Source organism: Parafrankia sp. EAN1pec (assembly GCF_000018005.1).
Lineage (GTDB): Bacteria > Actinomycetota > Actinomycetes > Frankiales > Frankiaceae > Parafrankia > Parafrankia soli.
Map to the genome: position 1 here is coordinate 2,816,804 of NC_009921.1, position 20,874 is coordinate 2,837,677.

A 20,874-nucleotide genomic window follows, 5' to 3' on the forward strand; every position below is an offset into this window, starting at 1 on the left:
CCGGGTGCGTCCGTTGTGCCCGTCACACTCGCCCGGTTGGGGGGTGGGCCGCCGGTTCTCGATGGCCACGTCAGCGGTGGTTGTCCACCGTCGGATCATCGGACGGGATGGGGTCGAGGGCCACGAAATCCGTGCCGTTCCAGCGGAAACGCACCGACGTCGTCCCCGTGGGTGTCGTTCCGTTCGCGACGTAGGTCTGGTAGGTCACCGTCGCGTCGGTGTTCGTCCTGACCTCCACCGTGATGGCGTTGCTCGGCGCTTTGGTGTCGGTGCCCTGGTACTCGCCGTCGGCGAAGACGAACGCCGTCTGGCGCTGCCGGCCATCATCCCCCTGCCTGGTGCCGCGGACGAGGTTGAGCATCCGGTCCGGGTCGTAGGAGCCCATCTCGGGGGTGTAGCCATGCTCGCGGACAACCCCGGCCGCCTCGTCGGCGGTCATCACCCGCCGTGGCGTCGAGGTGGACGTCGGCCCGCTTCCCGGCGTGGTCGGCGGCGCCGTGGTGGCGCCCGAGCCGGGGCTCGTCGGGTTCGTGACCGGCCCGGTCGGCCCGGCCGAGGTGGTGGGCCCGCCGTTGGGGGCGGTGGTCGGGCCGCTCAGGGTGGAGGTCACGTCCGGCCCCGTGGACGGGCCGGCCTGGCCGCCGTCTCCATCGCTGCCCGACAGCAGCAGGGCTCCCGCGGTGACGCCACCGACGACGAGCAGCACCGCCAGGGCGGCGAGCACGGCCACGGGCATCCCGCGACGGCCGTGATCGGGCCGTCCGCCGCCGTCCGGACGTCCCGCTCCGGGCGGTCCCGCGCCCGGCCCACCGAAGCCGGGCCAGCCACCGCCCGACTGGCCGGAGTCGGCCCAGCCGCCGTGCGGTCCGGAGTCGGCCCAGCCGCGCGGGCCGGAGTCCGGACCGCGGTAGCCGGCGTCCGGCGGGCCGGGGTTCGGCCGGTGGCCGGGCTGGAGCTGCGCTCCGCCCGGGTACCCGTCGTGGGGACGGGCGCCCCGGTAGGAGCCGCCGGGAGGTGGGCCGCCCCGTGGACCGGCACCGTGTGGATCGGCGTCCCGGGGATGACTGCCCGCCGGTGGGTGCCCGCGCAGCGGCGTGGCGCCCTCGGGCGGGGTCGGCGGCAGGTTCCACCACCGGCTCATCAGGAGCCCGGTCGCCGCGTCCGAGTCGGCCGGGCCGCTGACCGGCCGACCGAGCAGCCCGCCGAGGATCTCGGCGGCGCTGGGCCGCGCGGCCGGCTCCTTGCGCAGCGCGGCGCGCACGTGCGGCTCGATGGTCGGTGGCAGGCGTTCCAGCACCGGCTCGCCGGTGAGGATCTGCAGGCCGACGGCCTCGGCCCGGTCGCCGCGGAACGCCGGCTGCCCGGCCGCCGCGAACGCGACGCACGCCCCCCATGCGAAGACGTCGGCGGCCGGCCCGGCCCGCTCGCCGCGCAGCTGCTCGGGCGCCATCCAGGTCAGGGTGCCGATGAGGCTGCCGGCCCGGGTGTGCGAGGTGTTGTTCTCGGCCCGGGCGATGCCGAAGTCGATGACGCGGGGCCCGTCCCAGGCCAGCAGGATGTTGGACGGTTTGAGATCGCGGTGCACCACCCCGGCGGCGTGGATGGCGACCAGGGCGTCGGCCAGACCGACGGCGAGCCCGGTGAGCAGGCGCTCGTCGAACGGGCCCCGGGTCGCGACCGCGTCGGTGAGGTTGCGGCCCTCGACGTACTCGGTGGCCATCCACGGGCGCGTCCCGGTGAGGTCGGCGTCGATGACGGCGGCTACGGCGTTGCCGCGCACCCGGCGGGCGGCGTCCACCTCCTGGCGGAAGCGGGCGCGGAACTCGGGGTCGTCCACCAGCCCCGCCGAGGGAACCTTGATCGCGGCCGGCTTGCCGTCGTCGGAGAAGCCGAGGTAGACGATGCCCATGCCGCCCGCGCCGATGCGGTTGGCCAGCCGGTACGGACCGATCCGCTGCGGGTCGTCCGTGGTCAGGGGCGTCAGCACCGCGTCCTGGATACCTCCTCGTGCGGGGGCGCCCGTGCGGCGCTCGGTGGTGGCCCGCCTGGTGCGTCCGGTGACGCTGGACGTTCCAGGTGGAACCTGTCGGGGACGCCGGAACGCGACCGGTCGGACTTTTCCGGTGATCCCAGAATGGGATGTTCCCAGAAGGCGGGGTCGACGCACCACGCCAGGTGCCTGTATCGGTGTCTGATCTGTCCTGGTAGGAGATGATTCGTGGGGCGCGATGGGGTGGCGGGCGGCCGGGTGCCGGCGGCCCGCGGAGCCGGGCCGTCCATGATCGGATCGCGGTTCCGCTCGGTAACCGCGACCCTGATGCCCTGACGCGGACGTCCTCGTGGGACGGCCGCGCGGTGCTGGAAGGAGGCCGGCCGTGGCCGTCATGAGTGTCGCGGGCCGCCCGGGCGGGGGGAGCCGTGCCCGGCCCGAGCCGGCCGAGGTGATCCCGATATTGTCCCGGCACGTCCTGACCGACGGGTACGACGTCGTCTGCGACCTGACGGCCAGCACCGGCAGCACGATCGTCGACGCCCGCACCGGGACGCGCTACCTCGACCTCTACAGCTTCTTCGCCTCCGCGCCGCTCGGGATCAACCCGCCGGCCCTGCTGGGCGACCCGGAGTTCCTCACCGAGCTCGCCCGGGCGGCCGTCAACAAGCCGGCGAACCCCGACATGGCGACCGCCGCCTACGCCGAGTTCGTCGAGACCTTCGCGCGGGTGCTGGGCGACCCGGAGCTGCCGCACCTGTTCTTCGTCGAGGGCGGGTCGGCAGCCGTCGAGAACGCCCTCAAGTGCGCGTTCGACTGGAAGAGCCGGCACAACGAGGCACACGGGCGGCCCGCCGAGCTCGGCGGGCGGGTGCTGCACCTGCGGTCGGCGTTCCACGGCCGCGGCGGGTACACCCTCTCGGTGACCAACACCGAGCCGGTCAAGACCGCGCGCTTCCCGGTCTTCGACTGGCCCCGGGTCGACTGCCCGGCGGTGACCTTCCCCTGCACCGGCGCGGCGCTGGACGCGGTGGTCGCCGCCGAGCGGCGCGCGCTCGCGCAGGCCGAGGAGGCGTTCGCCCGCCACCGCCACGACATCGCATGCTTCCTCGCCGAGCCGATCCAGGCCGAGGGCGGGGACAACCACCTCCGCGGCGAGTTCCTGCGCGCGATGGCGGCGCTGTGCGAGCGTCACGACGCGCTGTTCGTCGTCGACGAGGTGCAGACCGGGGTGGGCCTGACCGGCTCCGCCTGGGCGCACACCCAGCTCGGCCTGCGCCCCGACGTCGTCGCGTTCGGCAAGAAGGTCCAGCTCGGCGGGGTGATGGCCGGGCGGCGGGTGGACGAGGTCGCCGACAACGTCTTCCGGCTGCCCGGCCGGATCAGCTCCACCTGGGGCGGCGGGCTCGTCGACATGGTGCGTTCCCGGCGAATGCTGGAGATCATGGAGTCGGAGCGGCTGTTCGACCGGGCCGCCGTCCTGGGCTCCGATCTGCTGGCCGGACTCGAGGAGCTGGCCCAGCGCCACCCCCGCCTGCTGCGCAACGCCCGCGGGCGTGGGTTGATGTGCGCCGTGGACCTGCCCGACCGTGCCCTGCGCGACGAGGTCGTCCGGCTGCTGCGGGAACGCGAGCACGTCCTGCTGCTGCCGGCGGGGGAGCGGGCGCTGCGCTTCCGCCCGGCGCTCACCATCGGCGCCGAGGAGCTCGCCGCCGGGGTGCGCGCCCTCGACCGGGTGCTCACCCACCTCGTTTCGCCGGAGCCCGAGGCTGCTGAGAAGGCCTCGCCGCCGGCCACCGCCACGCAGGAGAAAGGACTGAGATGACACTCGTTCATCCACGCCGGGTGGCGGCGGTGATCGGCGGCCGCCAGCACGACCTGTACGCCGCGGCCGGCCCGGCGGGCATCGCCCCGGAGACCGCGCGCGTCGTCAGCTCGACGAACCCGGCCCGCCTGAGCGACGTCGTCGCCGAGGTCGTGCTGGACGGGGCGGAGGCCATCGTCGCGGCCGCGGCCGCCGCCCGCGCCGCCCAGCGGGAGTGGGCCGACGTCCCGGCGCCGGTGCGTGGCGAGGTCATCGGCGCCTTCGGCCGGCTCGTCGAGGACAACGCGGAGACGCTGGCCCGGCTGGTCACCCGGGAGATCGGCAAGCCGCTGGCGGAGGCGCGCGGGGAGGTCCGCGAGATCATCGACACCTGCGCGCTGTTCCGCGGCGAGGGCCGGCGCCCGCACGGCCAGACGGTGCCGTCCGAGATGCCCGACCGGGAGCTGTTCACCTACCGTGAGCCGCTCGGCGTGGTCATGGTGATCACTGCTGGCAACTTCCCGGTGGCGGTGCCGTCCTGGTATCTGGTGCCGGCGCTGCTGACCGGCAACGCGGTGGTGTGGAAGCCCGCCGAGTACGCCGCCGCCTGCGCCGCGGCCCTGATGGACCTGCTGACCGCCGCCGGCGTTCCGCCCGGGGTGGCGAACCTAGTCCTCGCCGACGGCCCGGCCACCTCGCTCGGCCTCGAACGCGCCCTGGACGCCGGCCTCGTCGACAAGGTCGGCTTCACCGGCTCGACGTCCGTCGGCCGCTTCGTCGGCGCGCTGTGCGGGCGGCACCTGCAGTCGCCGTGCCTGGAACTGGGCGGCAAGAACCCGATGGTGCTGGCCCCCGACGCCGACCTGGACGCCGCCGTCGCCGCCGCGCTGTTCGCCGGGTTCGGGACGGCCGGCCAGCGGTGCACCTCGCTGGGCACGGTGATCGCGCACGAGTCGGTGCACGGCGCGTTCCGGCGCCGGCTGGACGCCGCCGTCAGCGGCGCCGTGCTCGGCGACCCCACCCGGGACGTCCTCTACGGCCCGCTGCTCGACGCCCGGTTCGCCGCCGGCTTCGAGGACCACCTGGCGTGCGTGCGCGACCATCACGAGCCGTTCGGGTCCACCGCGCTCGGCCGGATCGGCCCGGCCAGCCCGCGGCGCGGGTTCGTCGGCGACCCCGAGACCGGCCTGTACTACCACCCGGTCGTCGTCGACCGGGTGCGCCCCGAGGACGAGCTGTTCACCGCGGAGACCTTCGGCCCGATCGTCGGGCTGACCACCTACCGCCACCTGGAGGAGGCCGTCGAGCTCGCGAACCTGCCCGGCTACGGGCTGTCCTCGTCGATCTTCACCGGTGACCCGGTGAGCGTCCGGCGCTTCCGGCGCGGGGTGCGTGCCGGAATGGTCAGCGTGAACACCTCCACCTCCGGCGCCGAGGCGCACCTGCCCTTCGGCGGCAACGGGCGCTCCGGCAACGGCGCCCGCCAGTCCGGCCAGTGGGTGCTGGACCAGATGACCCGCTGGCAGTCCCTGACCTGGGAACTGTCCGGCCGCCTGCAGAAGGCCCAGCTCGACGTCTCCGTCCCCCCGGCCGACCTCGGCTTCCGCCTGCCGCGGTGACCGGACCGGGGACCCGACCCCGGCCCGGCCGCCACGGCCGTTCAGGAAGGCGGCCGGTCAGTACGACGGCCGGTCAGTACGACGGCCGCAGTGGCTGGTGCGAGGCGCCGGAATCGGGGCGCACGCCGAGCACCTGGTGGATCTGCGACCGGCCGGCCTCGAAGCTGAGCGCGGAGCCGGCCATGTACAGCCGCCACACCCGGGCCCGGCCCGCCCCGACCAGCGCGACCGCCTCGTCCCACCGGTTCTCCAGGTTGGCGACCCACGCCCGCAGCGTCAGCGCGTAGTGCTCGCGCAGGTTCTCCACATGGCGCACCTCGAAGCCGCCGGCCTGCATCAGTGTGACGAGCGCGCCGATCTCGTGCAGCTCCCCGTCGGGGAAGACGTAGCGGTGCAGGAAGTCGGCGTCGCGGGGCAGTGGGAGCGGACCGAGCCGCGGCCGGCCGCGGGCGGCCCCGACCGGGTCGCCGGGGAAGGAGATGCCGTGGTTGAGCAGCCGCCCGCCCGGCCGGAGCAGGTGGAACAGGTTGTCGAAGTAGATCGGCAGCTTCGCCCGGCCGACGTGCTCGACCATGCCCACCGAGCTGATCGCGTCGAACGGGCCGTCGGTGATCTCCCGGTAGTCCTGCAGGCGGATCTCGATCTTGTCTTCCAGGCCCGCCTCGGTGACCCGGCGGCGTGCCTCGGCCGCCTGCTCCGCGGAGATCGTGATCCCCACCGCCTGGACACCGTGGTGGCGCGCGGCATGTAGCGCCATGCTGCCCCAGCCGCAGCCGATGTCCAGCAGCCGCTCGCCGGGCCGCAGACCGAGCTTGCGGCAGACCAGCTCGTGCTTGGCTGTCTGCGCGGCGGTCAGTCTGGTGGCCGCCGGTGAGTCCCAGACCGCGCACGAGTAGGTCATGGACGGCCCGAGGACCAGCCGGTAGAAGTCGTTCGAGACGTCGTAGTGGTGGGAGATCGCGGCGGCGTCGCGGGAACGGCTGTGCTGCCGGCCGTGCCTACGCATCCGGGCCTCCTCTGGAGGCGGCTGCGGCGGCCGCGGGCCGAACTGGCGGACGAGCACCGCCAGCGCCCGCACCGCCGCCGGGGACGGCCGCAGCCGCGCGATCCGCTCCCGCAGTGCCAGCGCGGCGAAGACGTCCCCGTCGATCTCGACGTCGCCGGCCACGTAGGCGCGGGCGAACCCCAGCTCGCCGGGGTGGAACAGCGCCCGTCGCAGCGCGTGCGGCGAGCGGATGACCACCTTCGTCGAGGTGTCGGGCCCGAGGATGAACCCGTCCCACATCTCGACGCGGACTTCCGGGTCGGGCCCGAACAGGTCGAGCAGCAGGTCCCGGCCGGCCCGGTCGACCTCAGACGGCCAGTCGAAGCCCGCGGGCCGGGTCGTCGGGGGGCTCCACTGCCGAGGCGGCCCCGCGTCGGCCGTCAGCGGCGGCGCTGAGGGCCGGTCCGGCCGTGTCGCGGCGGCGGGTTGGTGATCGAGCGCGGGCTGGTCGAGCGCGGATTGGTCGAGCGCGGATTGGTCGGGTTCTGTGTCGACGGGACGATCGACCGTCACATTCTCCTCCGGTCCCGGGATACCGGGTCCGCCTGCCGGAGGCGCCGCCACCGGGCCCGCGCGGTGCGCCACGCGGCCCGGAGGCCGGTCTCGCGGTGCACGCGGAACTCGGCCCATCAGTCTGCCAGGGGTGGCGTCGGCGAAGGCAGGGCGACGCGAACCCACGTCAACGCCCATGCTCCCCCCGGCGAGGGGTGTCGCAAACGGTGTCGCGGATCGCGTCGCGCGTGTCGCGGTGATGGGCCACCAGCCAGCGTCGCGCGGAGGAGGTGACGGCAGGCGTCGGACCGCGGCGGGAGCCCCGGGCAGGGGCCCCGGCCGGGGGTTTGTTCAGGCGACGGCGGAGGCCCCTAGCAGGGCCTTGAGGTCACCCATCAGCGCGGCCGTCCGCTGCACCTTGTAAGCGTCGTCGAGCCGGAGCAGGGTCGTGCGGCTCGCCGACTGCAGGCGCAGGTGGACCTCGGTGGTGCCGGGGTGGTCACCGAGCACCTCGCGCAGCCGATCGACGGTGGGCGGGTTGACCCGCGACGCCGGCAGGGTGATCACCACCGGCGGGCTCAGGGAGTGCTCGCTGAGGTCGGGCACGGTCAGATCCGAGGCGACCAGGCGCGGGGTGTCCTCCCGCTTGTCGACCCGCCCCTTGACGATGACGACCGCGTCCTCGGCGAGCTGGGTCGAGCAGGTCTCGTAGGTCGCCGGGAAGAACATGACCTCCAGGCCGCCCTCGAGGTCCTCCACGGTGGCCAGGGCCCACAGCTTCCCCTGCTTGGTCACCTTGCGTTGCAGGCTGGAGATGATCCCGCCGATGGTGACGACCGAGCCGTCCGGGTAGTCGCCGCCGTTGAGGGAGGCGATGCCGCAGTCGGCCTTCGCCGCGAGGATGTGCTCGACCCCGAGCAGCGGATGGTCCGAGACGTAGAGCCCGAGCATCTCCCGCTCGTGGGAGAGCAGTACGGACTTGTCCCATTCCTGGTCGGAGAACTCCTGCACGCCGAAGATGGGGGCGGTGTCCTCCTCGGCGTCCTCGCCGTCGAAGGCGAAGAGGTCGAACTGACCCTCGGCGTTCTTCTTCTTCACGCCCATCACCGCGTCGACGGCCTGTTCGTGTTTCTCCACCAGGCCGCGGCGGGTGTGGCCGAGGGCGTCGAACGCACCGGCCTTGATGAGTGACTCGACCGTGCGCTTGTTGCAGGCGACGGCGTCGACCTTGTCGAGGAAGTCGGGGAACGAGGTGAACCGGCTCTTCGTCTTCCGGTTGCGCACGATCGACTCGACGACGTTGATTCCGACGTTGCGGATCGCGGCGAGGCCGACCCTGATCTCGTTGTCGCCGTGCGCGGTGTAGTCGGCGTCGGAGGTGTTCACGTCCGGCGGCAGGACGCGGATTCCCATCCGCCGGCACTCGTTGAGGTAGATCGCGCTTTTGTCTTTGTCGTCGCGTACCGAGGTCAGGAGCGCCGCCATGTACTCGGCCGGGAAGTTCGCCTTGAGGTAGGCCGTCCAGTAGGAGACCAGGCCGTAGCCGGCGGTGTGCGCCTTGTTGAAGGCGTAGTCGGAGAAGGGGACGAGAATGTCCCACAGGGTCTTGATGGCGGCCTCGGAGAACCCGCTGGACTTCATGCCGTCGGAGAACGGCACGAACTCCTTGTCGAGGATCTCCTTCTTCTTCTTGCCCATCGCGCGGCGCAGCAGGTCGGCCTGGCCGAGCGTGTAGCCGGCGACCTTCTGCGCGATGGCCATGACCTGCTCCTGGTACACGATCAGGCCGTGGGTGGTGTCCAGGATGTCGGCCAGCGGCTCGGCGAGCTCGGGATGGATCGGGGTGATCTCCTGCTGGCCGTTCTTGCGCAGCGCGTAGTTGATGTGCGAGTTGGCGCCCATCGGCCCCGGCCGGTACAGCGCGAGGACGGCGGAGATGTCCTCGAAGTTGTCCGGGCGCATCATCCGCAGCAGTGAGCGCATCGGCCCGCCGTCGAGCTGGAACACCCCGAGGGTGTCGCCGCGGGCGAGCAGCTCGTAGGACGCGGCGTCGTTGAGCTCCAGGCCCATCAGGTCGATCTTGAAGCCGCGGTTCGCCTCCACGTTGCGCACCGCGTCGTCCATCACGGTGAGGTTGCGCAGGCCGAGGAAGTCCATCTTCAGCAGGCCGAGGTTCTCGCAGGTCGGGTAGTCGAACTGCGTGATGATCGCGCCGTCGGCGTCGCGGCGCCACACCGGGATGTGGTCGATGATCGGTTCAGCTGACATGATCACACCGGCGGCGTGCACGCCCGCCTGGCGGATGAGCCCCTCCAGGCCCTTCGCCGTGTCGATGACCTTGCGGACGTCCGCGTCGGACTCGTAGAGACCCCGGATCTCGCCGGCCTCGCTGTAGCGGGGGTGCTTGGGATCGAAGATCCCGCCGAGTGGGATGTCCTTGCCCATGACGGCCGGCGGCATCGCCTTGGTGATCCGGTCGCCCACCGCGTAGGGGTAGCCGAGGACCCGGGAGGAGTCCTTGATGGCGGCCTTCGCCTTGATGGTGCCGTAGGTGACGATCTGGGCGATGCGGTCGTCGCCCCACTTCTCGGTGACGTAGCGGATCACGTCACCGCGCCGACGTTCGTCGAAGTCGATGTCGATATCCGGCATCGAGACGCGGTCGGGGTTGAGGAACCGCTCGAACAGCAGGCTGTGCGGGATGGGGTCGAGGTCGGTGATGCCCAGGGCGAAGGCGACCATGGAGCCCGCCGCGCTCCCGCGCCCGGGGCCGACCGGGATTCCCTGGCTCTTCGCCCACATGATGAAGTCGGCGACCACCAGGAAGTAGGACGGGAAGCCCATCGCGAGGATGACCCCGAGCTCGTACTCGACCCGGGCGCGGTGCTCCTCGTCGAACCCGTCGGGGAAGCGGCGGGCCATGCCCGCCCAGGTCTCCTTGCGGAACCACGACTCGTCGGTCTCCCCCTCGGGGACGGGGAAGCGCGGCATCAGGTTCTGCTTGGTGAACATGCCGGCCGGGTCGACCCGCTCGGCGATCATCAGCGTCGTCTCGCAGCCCTGCTGCCAGGCGTCGGACGTGTCGATCGCGTACATCTGCTCGGCGCTCTTCAGGAAGTAGCCCGAGCCCTCGAACTGGAAGGACGGGTTCGCCACCGTCGAGGCGGTCTGGACGCACAGCAGCGCGGCGTGGGTCGTCCGCTCGGACTCGTAGGTGTAGTGCGAGTCGTTGGTGACCACGAAACGCATGTCGAGCGCGCGGGCGATGTCGACCAGCCCGTCACGGACCCGGCGCTCGATCTCGATGCCGTGGTCCATGATCTCGCAGTAGTAGTTGTCGCGGCCGTAGATCTCCTGGTAAGTCGCGGCGGCCTTCAGCGCGGCGTCGTACTGGCCGAGCCGCAGCCTCGTCTGGACCTCTCCGGACGGGCACCCGGTCGTCGCCATCAGGCCCGCGGCGTGCTCGGAGATGATCTCCTGGTCCATGCGTGGCCACTTGATGTAATGGCCCTCGATGGACGCCCGGGAATTGAGCCGGAAAAGGTTGTGCAGGCCCTCGGCGTTCCGCGCCCATATCGTCATGTGGGTGTAGGAGCCACCACCGGAGACGTCGTCGCTCTTCTGGTGCGGCTCGCCCCAGCGGACGCGCTGCTTGAGCAGCCGTGATTCCGGCGCGACGTATGCCTCGCAGCCGATGATCGGTTTCACGCCCGCCGCGGTCGCCTGCTTGTAGAAGTCGTACGCCCCGTACATGTAGCCGTGGTCGGTGATCGCCACGGCGGGCATGCCCTGCCGCGAGACCTCGTTGAACATGTCCTTGAGTCGTGCCGCACCGTCGAGCATCGAGTACTCGGTGTGAACGTGAAGGTGGACGAAAGAGTTCGGCATGTCGTCGGACCTTCCCGCGCGCGGAGGGCACGCCGGTCGATGCTCTGTGGGAGGCGGTGCTGGGGCGGTGGCTCGGGGTGTTCGGTGACGCGCTGAGAAACATGTGACGAGATTTAGGTAGTTCCCTCGTTCAATTGTTCTCAGGTTGATTCTCGGGGTGACGGTGACGGCATTGTGTCTCTCGGTGTCCGTGTGGGGTGCCGGTCGTCGTCCGGCGTCTTCCCAGCAGCCTAACCCGGCCCGCTGGACGGACTTCGGGAAGATGCCGACGTGTCCCGCCCGGGGGCACGCAAACAGGCCGTCGCACACCCGCCGGCCCTTCATCGGACTACACGCAGGACTACGCGCAGGACTGCACACCGGACTGCACACCGACTGCACCGAGGACGGCGCGGCGCTGGTCGGGCCGAGTCGGGCTACCCGCCTGCCGAGCCCGCGCGAGGATGGCTGGTCGTGTGGGCGGCGGCGGCGCGGGGGCGGTTGCCGGCGCGGGCCCCGGTGGCGGCGGCCGCCACCGCCGCCACCGCCCGGTCGACGTCGGCCTCGGTCGTCGTCCAGTTGCAGACCGAGACCCGCATCGCCACCCGGCCGCGCCACACCGTGCCCGACACGAACGCCTCCCCGCCCGCGACCACCAGATCCGTGGTCGCGGCGGTCGTCGCGTCGTCGTCGTCCACCCGCACCAGCACCTGGTTGAGCTCGACCTCGTTGAGCACCGCGACGCCGTCCAGCGCGGCGAGGGACACGGCGAAGCGCCGCGCGTGCGCGCAGCAGCGGTCGACCAGCTCGGTCAGGCCCGACCGCCCGAGCGAGCGCAGCGCGGCGTACAGGGCGAACCCGCGGGCCCGCCGGCTGAACTCCGGCGTCCACTCCAGGGGGTCGAGCTCGCCGTCCGTGGCGTGGACGAGGTAGTCCGCCCGGGTGGACATCGCCGCCCGGTGCGCCCGCTCGTCGGCGACGATCGCGATCCCGCAGTCGTAGGCCACGTTGAGCCACTTGTGCCCGTCCGTGGCCCAGGAGTCGGCAGCCGCCATCCCCGCGACCAGGTCCCGGCGCCGGGCCGACGCGGACACGGCTGCCCACAGCCCGAAGGCGCCGTCCACATGCACCCACGCCCCGTGCTCGTGGCCGATCGCGCAGATCTCCGCGAGCGGGTCGAAGGCGCCGGTGTTGATCTCGCCGGCCTGGGCCACCACGATCGCCGGGCCGGACCCGTCCGCGAGCGCCGCGCGCAGCGCGTCGGGCCGCATCCGCCCCGCCTCGTCCGCGGCCACCACCGTCAGCCGGCGGGTGCCGAACCCCAGCAGGCGCAGCGCGACGTCCACCGTGGTGTGCCGGTCGGCGCCCACGAGAACGCGCACCGGCGGGGCCCCGTGCAGGCCGTCGGCCTCCACATCCCAACCGTGGCGGGCCAGCACCCGGTGCCGTGCGGCGCCCAGCGCGGTCACGTGCGCCATCTGTGTGCCGGTGGTGATCCCGACCGAGGCGGACGCGGGCAGCCCGAGCAGCTCCTTGACCCACGACCCGGCCACCGACTCGGCGGCGGCGGCCGCCGGGGCCAGGCTGGACAGGCCCGCGTTCTGGTCCCAGGCGACGGCCATCACGTCGGCGGCCAGCGCCGCGGGCACGATCCCGCCGATCACGTACCCGAAGAAGCGGGGCGACCCGGTGGCGGTGAGCCCGTCGGCCGCCGCGGCGGCGAGCGTGTCGACGACCTCGACGGGATCGCAGGGCCCGGCCGGCAGCGGCCCGCCGAGCTGGGCGCGGATCTTCTCGTATCCCGAGGCCGGGGCGACGGGGCGTTCCCGCAGGCCGTCCAGGTACCCCGCGACATGCTCGAAGGCCCGGACCGTCGCCGCCCGGACCTGCGCGGCCTGGGCTGTCGAAGTCTGCGCGCCGTTCGGGGTATCCGTGCCGTCGAGTGCGTCCGTGCCATCCAGTGTGTCTGTGCCGTCGAGTTGGCCTCCCGCCACCGGTCACCCCTCCAGTCCTGGGCGGTCCGCGCCGGCCGCCGAGCCGCCTGCTTCCCGTCGGCCGTTCCGGCCCGTCCGCGAGCTGTGTCCCGAGAATGCCGGACATCCGGGCCCACCCGCGCGCCGGCGTGACCCTCCCGACTGGAGGCGCGGCGCCACGCGGCCGGCCGGGCGAGCTGACGGGAAGGCCACCGACCCGGACACCGACCGCGGCCGCGGTCGGCAGCCCCTCGGAGAACCGGCGGCCGGCCAGTCGTCCGTGCTGGTGGTGGCGGTGAGTGGCAGGGGACGTCCGGAGTGAGCACATCGGGCCCGGCGCCGGGGGCGGGTCGGGATCACTGTGACCGCAGACACCTGGTGCGTAAGGATGCAGGTCCACTCGATACCGTTTTGGTATCCAGTGTCGATTCGGCGCCTCTTCGGAAAGGTGTTGCGCATGGAGCAGGACGAGTCGGTTGGCCCCGAGGTGGGGTCTGTGGTGCCAGGTCAGCGGGAGGTGGTCTCAGTAACGGCGGATGTCGCCGACCTCTCGGAGACGAGCACCGATGGGCTCTCCTTCGGCCCGCTGGCGAACCCGAGGCGGCTGCGACTGGGCGTCTCGCCCTCGCTCTGACCACCGTCGGGTGATCCTCCGGAGGTCGCGGCCCGCGACCGATCCAGGAGACCGAGGCGAAACCACCGGTGCCCCGGAACGCGGATGCGTTCCGGGGCACCGTTCGTATGAGAGCCATCCCCGGGCCTGACCCGAAGTCGGAGTCAGGCCCGGGGCGGTGGGATCAGGCTCCGGGAGCGGGGTGGGGGTCCACCCGCGGCGCGGGGCGCGTCTGGGCCAAGCCCCGGGCCGGGCGGCCCGGGCGGTGAGCGTCGCGGGCCGCCCCGGTGAAGGTCGAGCCGGCGGTGCGGGCGCCCGGCCCGCCGCGTCGGTGGCCGCCCTCACGCGGCGCGCCGTCGCGCCGGGCGGAGTCCCGGCGGCCGCCACCGTCGCGTCGGCCGTCACCACGCCGGCCGTCGCTGCGCTGGCGGCGGGCCTGGATGGTCGCCGGGTCAACCGGCGGCGCCGGCGGTCCGGCGAGCTCGGCGACGATCGGGTCGTCGGGCTGCGTCGGGACCGGCTGGGTCGGGATGCCCACGGCCCGCAGCAGCGACCGGGCCTTGCCACGCTCGGCCGGCACGGTCACCAGGACGTCGGCGCCGTCGGCCCCGGCCCGGGCGGTGCGCCCGCCGCGGTGCTGGTAGGTCTTGGCGTCCTCGGGCGGGCCCAGGTGCAGCACGAGGCCGATGCCGTCGACGTGGATGCCGCGGGCGGCGACGTCGGTGGCGACCAGAACCCGGTAGAACCCGTCGGTGAACCCGGCGAGCGCCCGGGTGCGGGCCCCCTGCGGCATGCCGCCGTGCAGGGGCTCGGCCGGTACCCCGGCCTCGGTGAGCGCCTGCGCGACGCGGTCGGCGTCACGCTGGGTGCGTACGAACACCAGGGTGCGGCCGGCGCCGCAGGCGAGCGCGGTGACCAGCCGGAGCTGGGCGGTGCGGTCGACGGACTCCATCGCGTGCCGGGCCAGGGTCGAGACCTGCGACACCTCCGGGTCGACGGCGACGAGGACCGGCTCGGGCAGGTAGCCCCGGACGAGGACCTCGACCTCGCGGTCCAGCGTGGCGCTGAACAGCAGCCGCTGGCTGTCGGACGGGGTCATGTCCAGCAGCGCCTTGACCGCCGGGAGGAACCCGAGGTCGCACATGAAGTCGGCTTCGTCCAGGACGGTGATCTCGATCTCGTCGAGGATGCAGGCGTCGCGCTCGACCAGGTCGGTGAGCCGGCCCGGGGTGGCGACGACGAGGTGCACACCCCGGCGCAGGGCCGAGATCTGCCGGCTGATCGACGTTCCGCCGTAGACCGGGGTCATCCACAGCCCCAGCGCCCGGGTGAGTGGGGCCAGCACGTCGTTGACCTGCTGGGCCAGCTCACGGGTCGGGACGAGGATCAGTCCGCGGGGCTGACGGGGGCGGGCGGCGCCGGTGGTGGCGAGCCGGGCGAGCAGCGGCAGGCCGAACGCCAGGGTCTTGCCGGAGCCGGTGCGGGCCCGGCCGAGCACGTTCTCGCCGGCCAGCACGTCGGGCAACGTGGCGGCCTGGACCGGGAACGGCCCGTGGATGCCCTTGTCCGCGAGCGCGGAGACCAGCCGCGGGGGCAGGCCCGCCTCGGCGAAGGACTCGGCGGGCGGACGGGGGGAGCGGGTGGCGAGCGCCGGGCGCGCCGCCGGGCGCTCACCGCCGCGGAACGGGGCGGGACGAGGCCCGCCGCGGCCGTGTCCGGTGGGACGGGTACGGCCGCCCCGGGAGGGACGGGCCGGACGGTGGGCGGGGGTGGGCTGGGTGCTGCGGGGCTGAGTCAGGGGATCCGCCGATCAGGTCAGGGCCGACAGAACAACGCCACGTCGGTTCCACGCGCCATGCGGCGTGGTCTACAAGCGCGGAAAGTGTCGTCCGGCGGCCAGGGGGCGGCCGGTTTTCACGCGACCGGACCCAACCGCGGTCTGAGACCGCCATGGCGCTCGCACCGACCTTCGGACATCCGGCCCGATTGGCCGGATGCCCCAGAGATCTTGTCGCCGCCCCGTGGGTGGTTGCCCTCGGTGACGCCGACATGAAGACGTTACCTCGTACCGGGCCGTGATCGGGGGGCGCGAGGTGTGTGGTTAACCATCAGGGGAGGAGGTTCTACGTCACATCTGGTCCAGTGAAGCGCCGAACTGCGGTTCGGAGTCGGTTGGACGACATTTCCTCTTTAGATGACCTTGAAGACCTCAGCATACGCCGGATTGCCCATGCCTGGCGGGCATCTGTTACTGGGGGTGCACCCGGCCCGTTCGGGTGCGCAGCGCGCCGGTGGCGGGCATCGGCACCGGCCACCGGGCCCGGCGCCGGCGCGGGCTCACCGGGCCGAGCGGGCCCGCCGGATCAGGCTGCGCGGCCTCCCGGTCCCGGCTGGCGGCGACCGCCCAGGCCAGCAGGGCCAGCGTTCCGACGAGCGCCCCGTAGGCGCCGACGACCCGCGCGTCCTCGCCGCGGGCGCGCGCCGCCATCCAGCACACCGCCCCGACCCCGCCGACCAGCGTGGCCACCAGGACAGCCCGTAGCGCCGTCATGGCCATCCGTGGCGCCGCCACCGGCTCGGACGCGGCCAGCCCGGGTACGGGGCTCCCAGGCACCGCCACGGCCGGTGCCGCGACCGCCGGCTCGGCCACATGGCCCGCCCCAGCCACATGGCCCGGCTCGGCTGGACGTCCTTCCCGCCGCCGACGGGCCGTGCGCACCAGCGGCAGGGCGACCAGCGGACCGAGGACGACGGCCGCCACGAGCAGGTCGATCGGCGTGCTCAGATGTGGGGTCACCAGCAGCCAGCTGCCGCCGGTGAACAGAGCGAGGGGCAGGTCCGGGTCGCCGGGGGTGGCCGGGTGGCCCGGGCCGCCGCGGGTGATCGCGAGCAGTGGGGCCACCAGCAGGAGCAGATAGTGGCTCCACACGATCGGCGAGGCCACGAGTGCCGCCGCCACCACGCCGGCGAACAGCAGCCCGTCGCCGCCGGCGCGGCTCCGCCCGCGGGCCCGCCACAGACATCCGGCCAGCAGCAGGCCGGCGGCGGCGCGGGCGCCCCAGGTGGCGGTGCCGAGGCCGAGCCCGACGTTCATCAGCAGCCCGGTGAGGCTCAACCCGTCGGGCGCCTCCTCGCGGGCGAGGACGGACAGCATGTCGGCGTAGGTGTGCGCCGCCACCGGGCTGTAGATCTCCCCGACGCCGAACAGCGCGGCCAGGGTGACGAGCGCCACCACCGTCGCGCGCGGCCGGCGGGTCAGCGCGAGCCAGAGCACGACCGGGACGAGGAAGAGCTTGCTGTACACGAGCACCGCGGTGAGGACCCCGGCCGCCGCGGGGACGTCCCGCAGCCGCCACAGTGCCACCAGCCCGCAGAACAGCAGCGCGTTGAGGGTGCCCATCTGCAGCCCGGTGATGGTGCAGGACGCCGTCAGCACCAGGGCGAACGTCCACCGGCCGGCGCCGGCGAGCCGGCAGGCGGCGAGCAGGGCGACCACCGACAGCGCGATGAACAGCTCGGCGGCGCCGGGAAGGGCGGAGAGCGGGACGAACGGCAGCGACACCAGATACGGGTAGACGAAGGCGAAACCGGAGTAGACCTCAGGTGTGCCGGGCAGGGGGTAGGGGTCGCGGCCGTCGGCGACCGCCGCGCCCGCGCGGAGAAAGACGTCGACGTCGAAGTGGGCGATCGGGGCCACGTAGCCCACCCAGATCAGGGCGAGGAGCCCGGCGATGACGAGCGGGCCCGCGGCGCCGGCCGCCGCGGCCGCGGCCACGGCCACCGGCGGCCGGGCACGGCCCGGCCCCGTGCCGCGTTGCTCCGGTCGGCTCTCCACCCAACCCCCCGGGTCGTCGTGTGCTGCGTCGGTCATGTTCCCACCCGTCAGAGCAGCAGCTCGGTGAGCAGGTGGATGACCAGGCCGGCGAGCGCGCCGACCACCGTCCCGTTGATGCGGATGAACTGCAGGTCGCGACCGACGTGCAGCTCGATCCGCCGGGACGTGTCAGCCGGCTCCCAGCGGGCCACGGTGTCCCCGATGACGGCGGCGATGTCCTCGCGGTAGCGGCCGACGGTGCGGGCGGCGATGTCGGCGGCGGCCCGGTTCACGGTGGACGCCAGAGCCGGCTCGGTGGCGAGCCGGTTCCCGAAGGCCGCCAGCTCCTCGGTGGCCCTGGTGCGCGCGGTTCCGTCCGGGTCCGTGGTCAGGTCGAGCAGTATGCCGCGGGCGGCCGCCCAGATCGCCGACACCGCCCGGTCGGTCTCCGGGTGGGCGATGATCCGCCGCTTCAGCGCCTCCACCCGGTCGCCGAGCTCGTCGTCGGTGCGCAGGCGCTCGGCGAACGTGGTGAGGAAGGAGTCCAGCGCGCGGCGCACCCGGTGGTCGGGGTCCGTCCGCAGGTCGGCGGCGAACCGCAGCGCCTCGGCGTACGCCCTGGCGGCGACCGCCTCGTCGAGCCACCTGGGCGACCAGGCCGGCGCCTGCTCCCGGACCATCCGCACGACCGTGTCCGGGTTCTGCTTCAGCCAGTCCTCGATCTCGGTGACGAGCAGGTCGACCAGGTGATGATGCGTGCCCTCCGCGACCACCCGGTCGAGGGCCACCCCGAGCACCCCCGCCCACCGCCGCTCCACGAGCCGGGGCAGGACGGTCTTCTCGACCAGCTCGCGGACGAGGTCGTCACTGATGCCGGAGATCATCGAGGCCACCCGTGCCGAGACCTCGGAGGTCACGCGTTCGGCGTTCTCCCGGCGGCGCAGCCAGCCACCGACCCGGCTGGCGACCCCGAGCTGGTCCAGCTTCTCCCGGATCACCTCCTCGGCGAGGAAGTGCGTCCCGACGAAGTTCTGCAGGCCGCGGCCGAGGGCGTCCTTACGGCGCGGGATGATCGCGGTGTGCGGGATCGGCAGCCCGAGCGGGTGCCGGAACAGCGCGGTGACCGCGAACCAGTCAGCCAGCGCGCCGACCGTGCCGGCCTCGGCCGCGGACGCCACGTAGCCGACCCAGCCCGGCGCGCCGGAGGCGTCCCACCGCCAGGCGACGACGTACACGGTGACCATGAAGGCGAGCAGCCCGGTCGCGATGGTGCGCATCCGGCGCAGCCCCTGGCGCATGCGGGCCTCGCTGAACGGGTCGCCGCCGAGATCGCGGGGGGCCCCGCCCGTCGCTGTCAGTGTCATCCGCGCCCGCCCACCGGCGTCATCTACACCCGCCCACCAGATGCCATCCGTGCCCGCCCGCCCCCTCCGCAGGACCCTGCCGGAGAGCGCGGGCCCGGGCCGGGCTCGCGCGGCGGCGCCGACCCGCTCCGGCGGGGAGACAGCAACACCCTACGGGCGCGGCCCGTCAGCCCGGCGGGCCGCGCCCGCGCGGCGATGGATGACGACGAGGTCGACCAGCGCCGTGGCGGCGATGATCCCGAGAACGACTGCCGGCACGGTTCGGCCGGCCACCGCGAGCAGACCGCTGACGACCCCGCAGAAGACCAGGCCGAACACGGCCAGCGCCCGGCGCAGGCCGAGAGCACTGGCGGCCGGCGCGGCACCCGTCCGCGCGTCGCCGAGCGAGCCCAGCCGGCGCCACCACGGTGTGCGCCACCAGGGTGGGGGGTGCGCGGGGCGTTCGGTGCGCTGCCGGGGTACTGGAGCGGTCACGCCCTGCGGTGTGCCCGCCCAGGCGCGGACGAACCAGGACCACCCCGCAGCAGGGGGAGGTCACAGGAAAGCAATCATCAGACATAAAAAGGGTATCGAAAAGGTTTGGCAGGAAGTTGCCTTTCGGCCTGCCTGGCCCCCTCTGATACTTCATCCCATGATAAAGGGGTTGAGGGGTCTGCAAGCGTAGGTGACGGTGCGTTCCCGCGTCTTCCCGTCAGCGCGGCCCGGTCGGTCGCCGGGCGGCGGCCTCGGCGTCCCGCCGCCGGGGCCCCGGTGCCGGTAACCCGGCGTTAGTGTGCCTGCGCGGCCGCGGCATCACCGACCGCGTCGATGAGCAGTTTCGTCGCGGTGAAATCGACCGGGACCTCGATCACCCGGACCCCGCGCGCACCCAGCGCGGCGGCCAGGCGTTCGCGGTGGTCGGCGGCCGAGCGAAGCCCGCCCCTGCGGCCCCACACCTCGACGACCAGGCTGGCATCCAGATCCGAGGCCAGCTCGAGCAGGGTGGCGGCGGTGCCGGTCGGGGGCTGCTCGACGACCGCCACCCCCACCCGGCCCTGCCGCCATGCCAGCAGGGCACCGGCCACCGCCACACCGCCCCCGGCTGGCGCGACGCGCACCTCTCCGCCGACGGTGGGCACGGTGTGATCCACCCACAGCCCGGCGGCACCCGGCTCGGCCAGGACGATCCCGTTCGCCGGCAGCGTCTCGGCGACGTCGGCGGCGGCGCGGGCCGGGTTGAGTGGCGCGTCGTCCCGCGCGAGGAGCGAGCCGACGACCTCGGACGCCGCACCGGCCGCGGTGCCAGATTCGGTCGCCGTCGCCGTCGCCGTCGCCGTCGCCGTCGCCGTCGCCGCGGGCGCGGGCGCGGCGGCGGACACGGGAACGGGGGAGTCCAGGGGGAAGCCCAGCCGCAGCCGGATCTCGGCCGTGCCGCGGGCGCGGGCCGCCTCGAGCGCGGCGACCAGGGCGGCCGGTGAGGGGATCGGATCCACCCGGGTCGGTGCGGCGGCCGGGGCCCCGGGGGAGGCTACGGCCGGCGCGGACAGCAACGTGAGCACCTCGCCGTCCCAGGTCGCGCCAGGTCCGTGGTCCAGTGCGGCGGCGGCTGTCGCCAGCAGGCGGGCGCAGGCCTCATCCGGGGCGGCGATCTGGTGGGGCGAGCCCGGCCCCGTCAGCGCCGCACCCGGGGACGGCCCGTCCGGCATCGTCACCAGATGACGCACCCCGACCGAGACGAGCCACTCCCCGACAGTCATGGACCGAATGCTCCTTCTCCAAACGGATGGCGGGCGTCGGTGTGATTCGGCTGCTCATGGTGGTCTGGCCGCGTCGGCCCCGGTGCGCCCCGGTGTCCTGCATGTCCACGGTGGCGTGCCAGGTGGCGGCGGGGAAAGTGTTGTGACCTGCATCCACGGGGGTCGGCCGCCGCTGGTCGCGCTGCGTGGGCGGCACCTGGCGCTGAGCGCCTGCCCGCCGCGTCGGGCGACCGTATCGAGAGTGGGTGCTCGCTCAGCGTGTGCAGGGGTCGAGGAAGGGGACGCCCGGCAGCTCCCGGGACCACCGCCGCTCGTCGGGCGCGTCCTCACCGGCGCAGGCCAGCCGGACGAGCCGCGCCGGGTCCACGGCGAACACGGTCGGGCCGCCCCCGCCGCCCCCGCCGCCCGCGGCGGCGGAGGTCGTCCCGGCACCGTCGACGGCGAGGCGGCGCCACCCGGCCGCGCTCTGCTCCAGCCGTGCGACAGCCGGGCAGGCCGTCCAGGCGCGGTGTGCCGTGGACGATGCGGTACAGCACCGCGTCCGTGGGACCGGAGCC

At 73.6% G+C, this 20,874-nt stretch carries 13 protein-coding genes; 3 read left to right on the top strand and 10 right to left on the bottom strand.

Annotated features, from left to right (window positions below; translation table 11 throughout):
- Positions 1-70 precede the first annotated feature (70 nt).
- Positions 71-1,987 carry a protein kinase gene (locus FRANEAN1_RS11650; RefSeq protein ID WP_020459970.1) on the bottom strand — a complete coding sequence of 639 codons (1,917 nt, stop codon included), beginning with the start codon at positions 1,985-1,987 and terminating at the stop codon, positions 71-73.
- A gap of 397 nt (positions 1,988-2,384) precedes the next feature.
- Between FRANEAN1_RS11650 and lat the strand changes: the two genes are divergently transcribed.
- Both lat and FRANEAN1_RS11660 read left to right on the top strand, forming a co-directional pair.
- Positions 2,385-3,815 (top strand): L-lysine 6-transaminase, encoded by a 1,431-nt coding sequence (lat, locus tag FRANEAN1_RS11655; protein WP_049795937.1) that lies wholly within the window; start codon positions 2,385-2,387, stop codon positions 3,813-3,815.
- Positions 3,812-5,413: an aldehyde dehydrogenase family protein gene (locus FRANEAN1_RS11660; RefSeq protein WP_020459972.1), complete on the top strand. Its 1,602-nt coding sequence runs from the start codon at positions 3,812-3,814 to the stop codon at positions 5,411-5,413. Before lat ends, FRANEAN1_RS11660 begins: the two co-directional genes overlap by 4 nt.
- A 73-nt stretch (positions 5,414-5,486) precedes the next feature.
- Here FRANEAN1_RS11660 and FRANEAN1_RS11665 read toward each other — a convergent pair whose 3' ends face one another.
- From FRANEAN1_RS11665 to FRANEAN1_RS11675, 3 genes are all read right to left on the bottom strand, one after another.
- Positions 5,487-6,971 (bottom strand): cyclopropane-fatty-acyl-phospholipid synthase family protein, encoded by a 1,485-nt coding sequence (locus tag FRANEAN1_RS11665; protein ID WP_020459973.1) that lies wholly within the window; start codon positions 6,969-6,971, stop codon positions 5,487-5,489.
- Between the two features lie 330 nt (positions 6,972-7,301).
- Positions 7,302-10,838, bottom strand: coding sequence for a DNA polymerase III subunit alpha (gene dnaE / locus FRANEAN1_RS11670; RefSeq protein WP_020459974.1), 3,537 nt, complete (start codon positions 10,836-10,838; stop codon positions 7,302-7,304).
- A 416-nt stretch (positions 10,839-11,254) separates the two neighbouring features.
- Positions 11,255-12,658: an aminotransferase class V-fold PLP-dependent enzyme gene (locus FRANEAN1_RS11675; protein ID WP_347177224.1), complete on the bottom strand. Its 1,404-nt coding sequence runs from the start codon at positions 12,656-12,658 to the stop codon at positions 11,255-11,257.
- Positions 12,659-13,247: 589 nt separating this feature from the next.
- On the opposite strand from FRANEAN1_RS11675, the gene FRANEAN1_RS43235 reads away from it, so the two are divergent.
- Positions 13,248-13,424, top strand: coding sequence for a hypothetical protein (locus tag FRANEAN1_RS43235; protein ID WP_347177093.1), 177 nt, complete (start codon positions 13,248-13,250; stop codon positions 13,422-13,424).
- Positions 13,425-13,587: 163 nt separating this feature from the next.
- On the opposite strand, the gene FRANEAN1_RS11685 is transcribed toward FRANEAN1_RS43235, so the two are convergent.
- The 6 genes from FRANEAN1_RS11685 to FRANEAN1_RS43240 form a co-directional block, all read right to left on the bottom strand.
- Positions 13,588-14,988, bottom strand: a complete 1,401-nt coding sequence (locus FRANEAN1_RS11685; protein WP_198145622.1) for a DEAD/DEAH box helicase — start codon at positions 14,986-14,988, stop codon at positions 13,588-13,590.
- Positions 14,989-15,651: 663 nt separating this feature from the next.
- Positions 15,652-17,274, bottom strand: coding sequence for a glycosyltransferase family 87 protein (locus FRANEAN1_RS11690; RefSeq protein ID WP_020459978.1), 1,623 nt, complete (start codon positions 17,272-17,274; stop codon positions 15,652-15,654).
- 11 nt (positions 17,275-17,285) lie between these two features.
- Complete coding sequence (locus FRANEAN1_RS11695; RefSeq protein WP_020459979.1) at positions 17,286-18,581, bottom strand: DUF445 domain-containing protein; 1,296 nt, start codon at positions 18,579-18,581, stop codon at positions 17,286-17,288.
- A gap of 150 nt (positions 18,582-18,731) precedes the next feature.
- Positions 18,732-19,055: a DUF6343 family protein gene (locus FRANEAN1_RS11700; RefSeq protein WP_020459980.1), complete on the bottom strand. Its 324-nt coding sequence runs from the start codon at positions 19,053-19,055 to the stop codon at positions 18,732-18,734.
- Between the two features lie 293 nt (positions 19,056-19,348).
- Positions 19,349-20,317 (bottom strand): hypothetical protein, encoded by a 969-nt coding sequence (locus FRANEAN1_RS11705; protein WP_020459981.1) that lies wholly within the window; start codon positions 20,315-20,317, stop codon positions 19,349-19,351.
- 253 nt (positions 20,318-20,570) lie between these two features.
- On the bottom strand, positions 20,571-20,693 hold the full coding sequence (locus FRANEAN1_RS43240) for a hypothetical protein (RefSeq protein ID WP_347177094.1): 123 nt from the start codon (positions 20,691-20,693) through the stop codon (positions 20,571-20,573).
- Between the last annotated feature and the right edge of the window lie 181 nt (positions 20,694-20,874).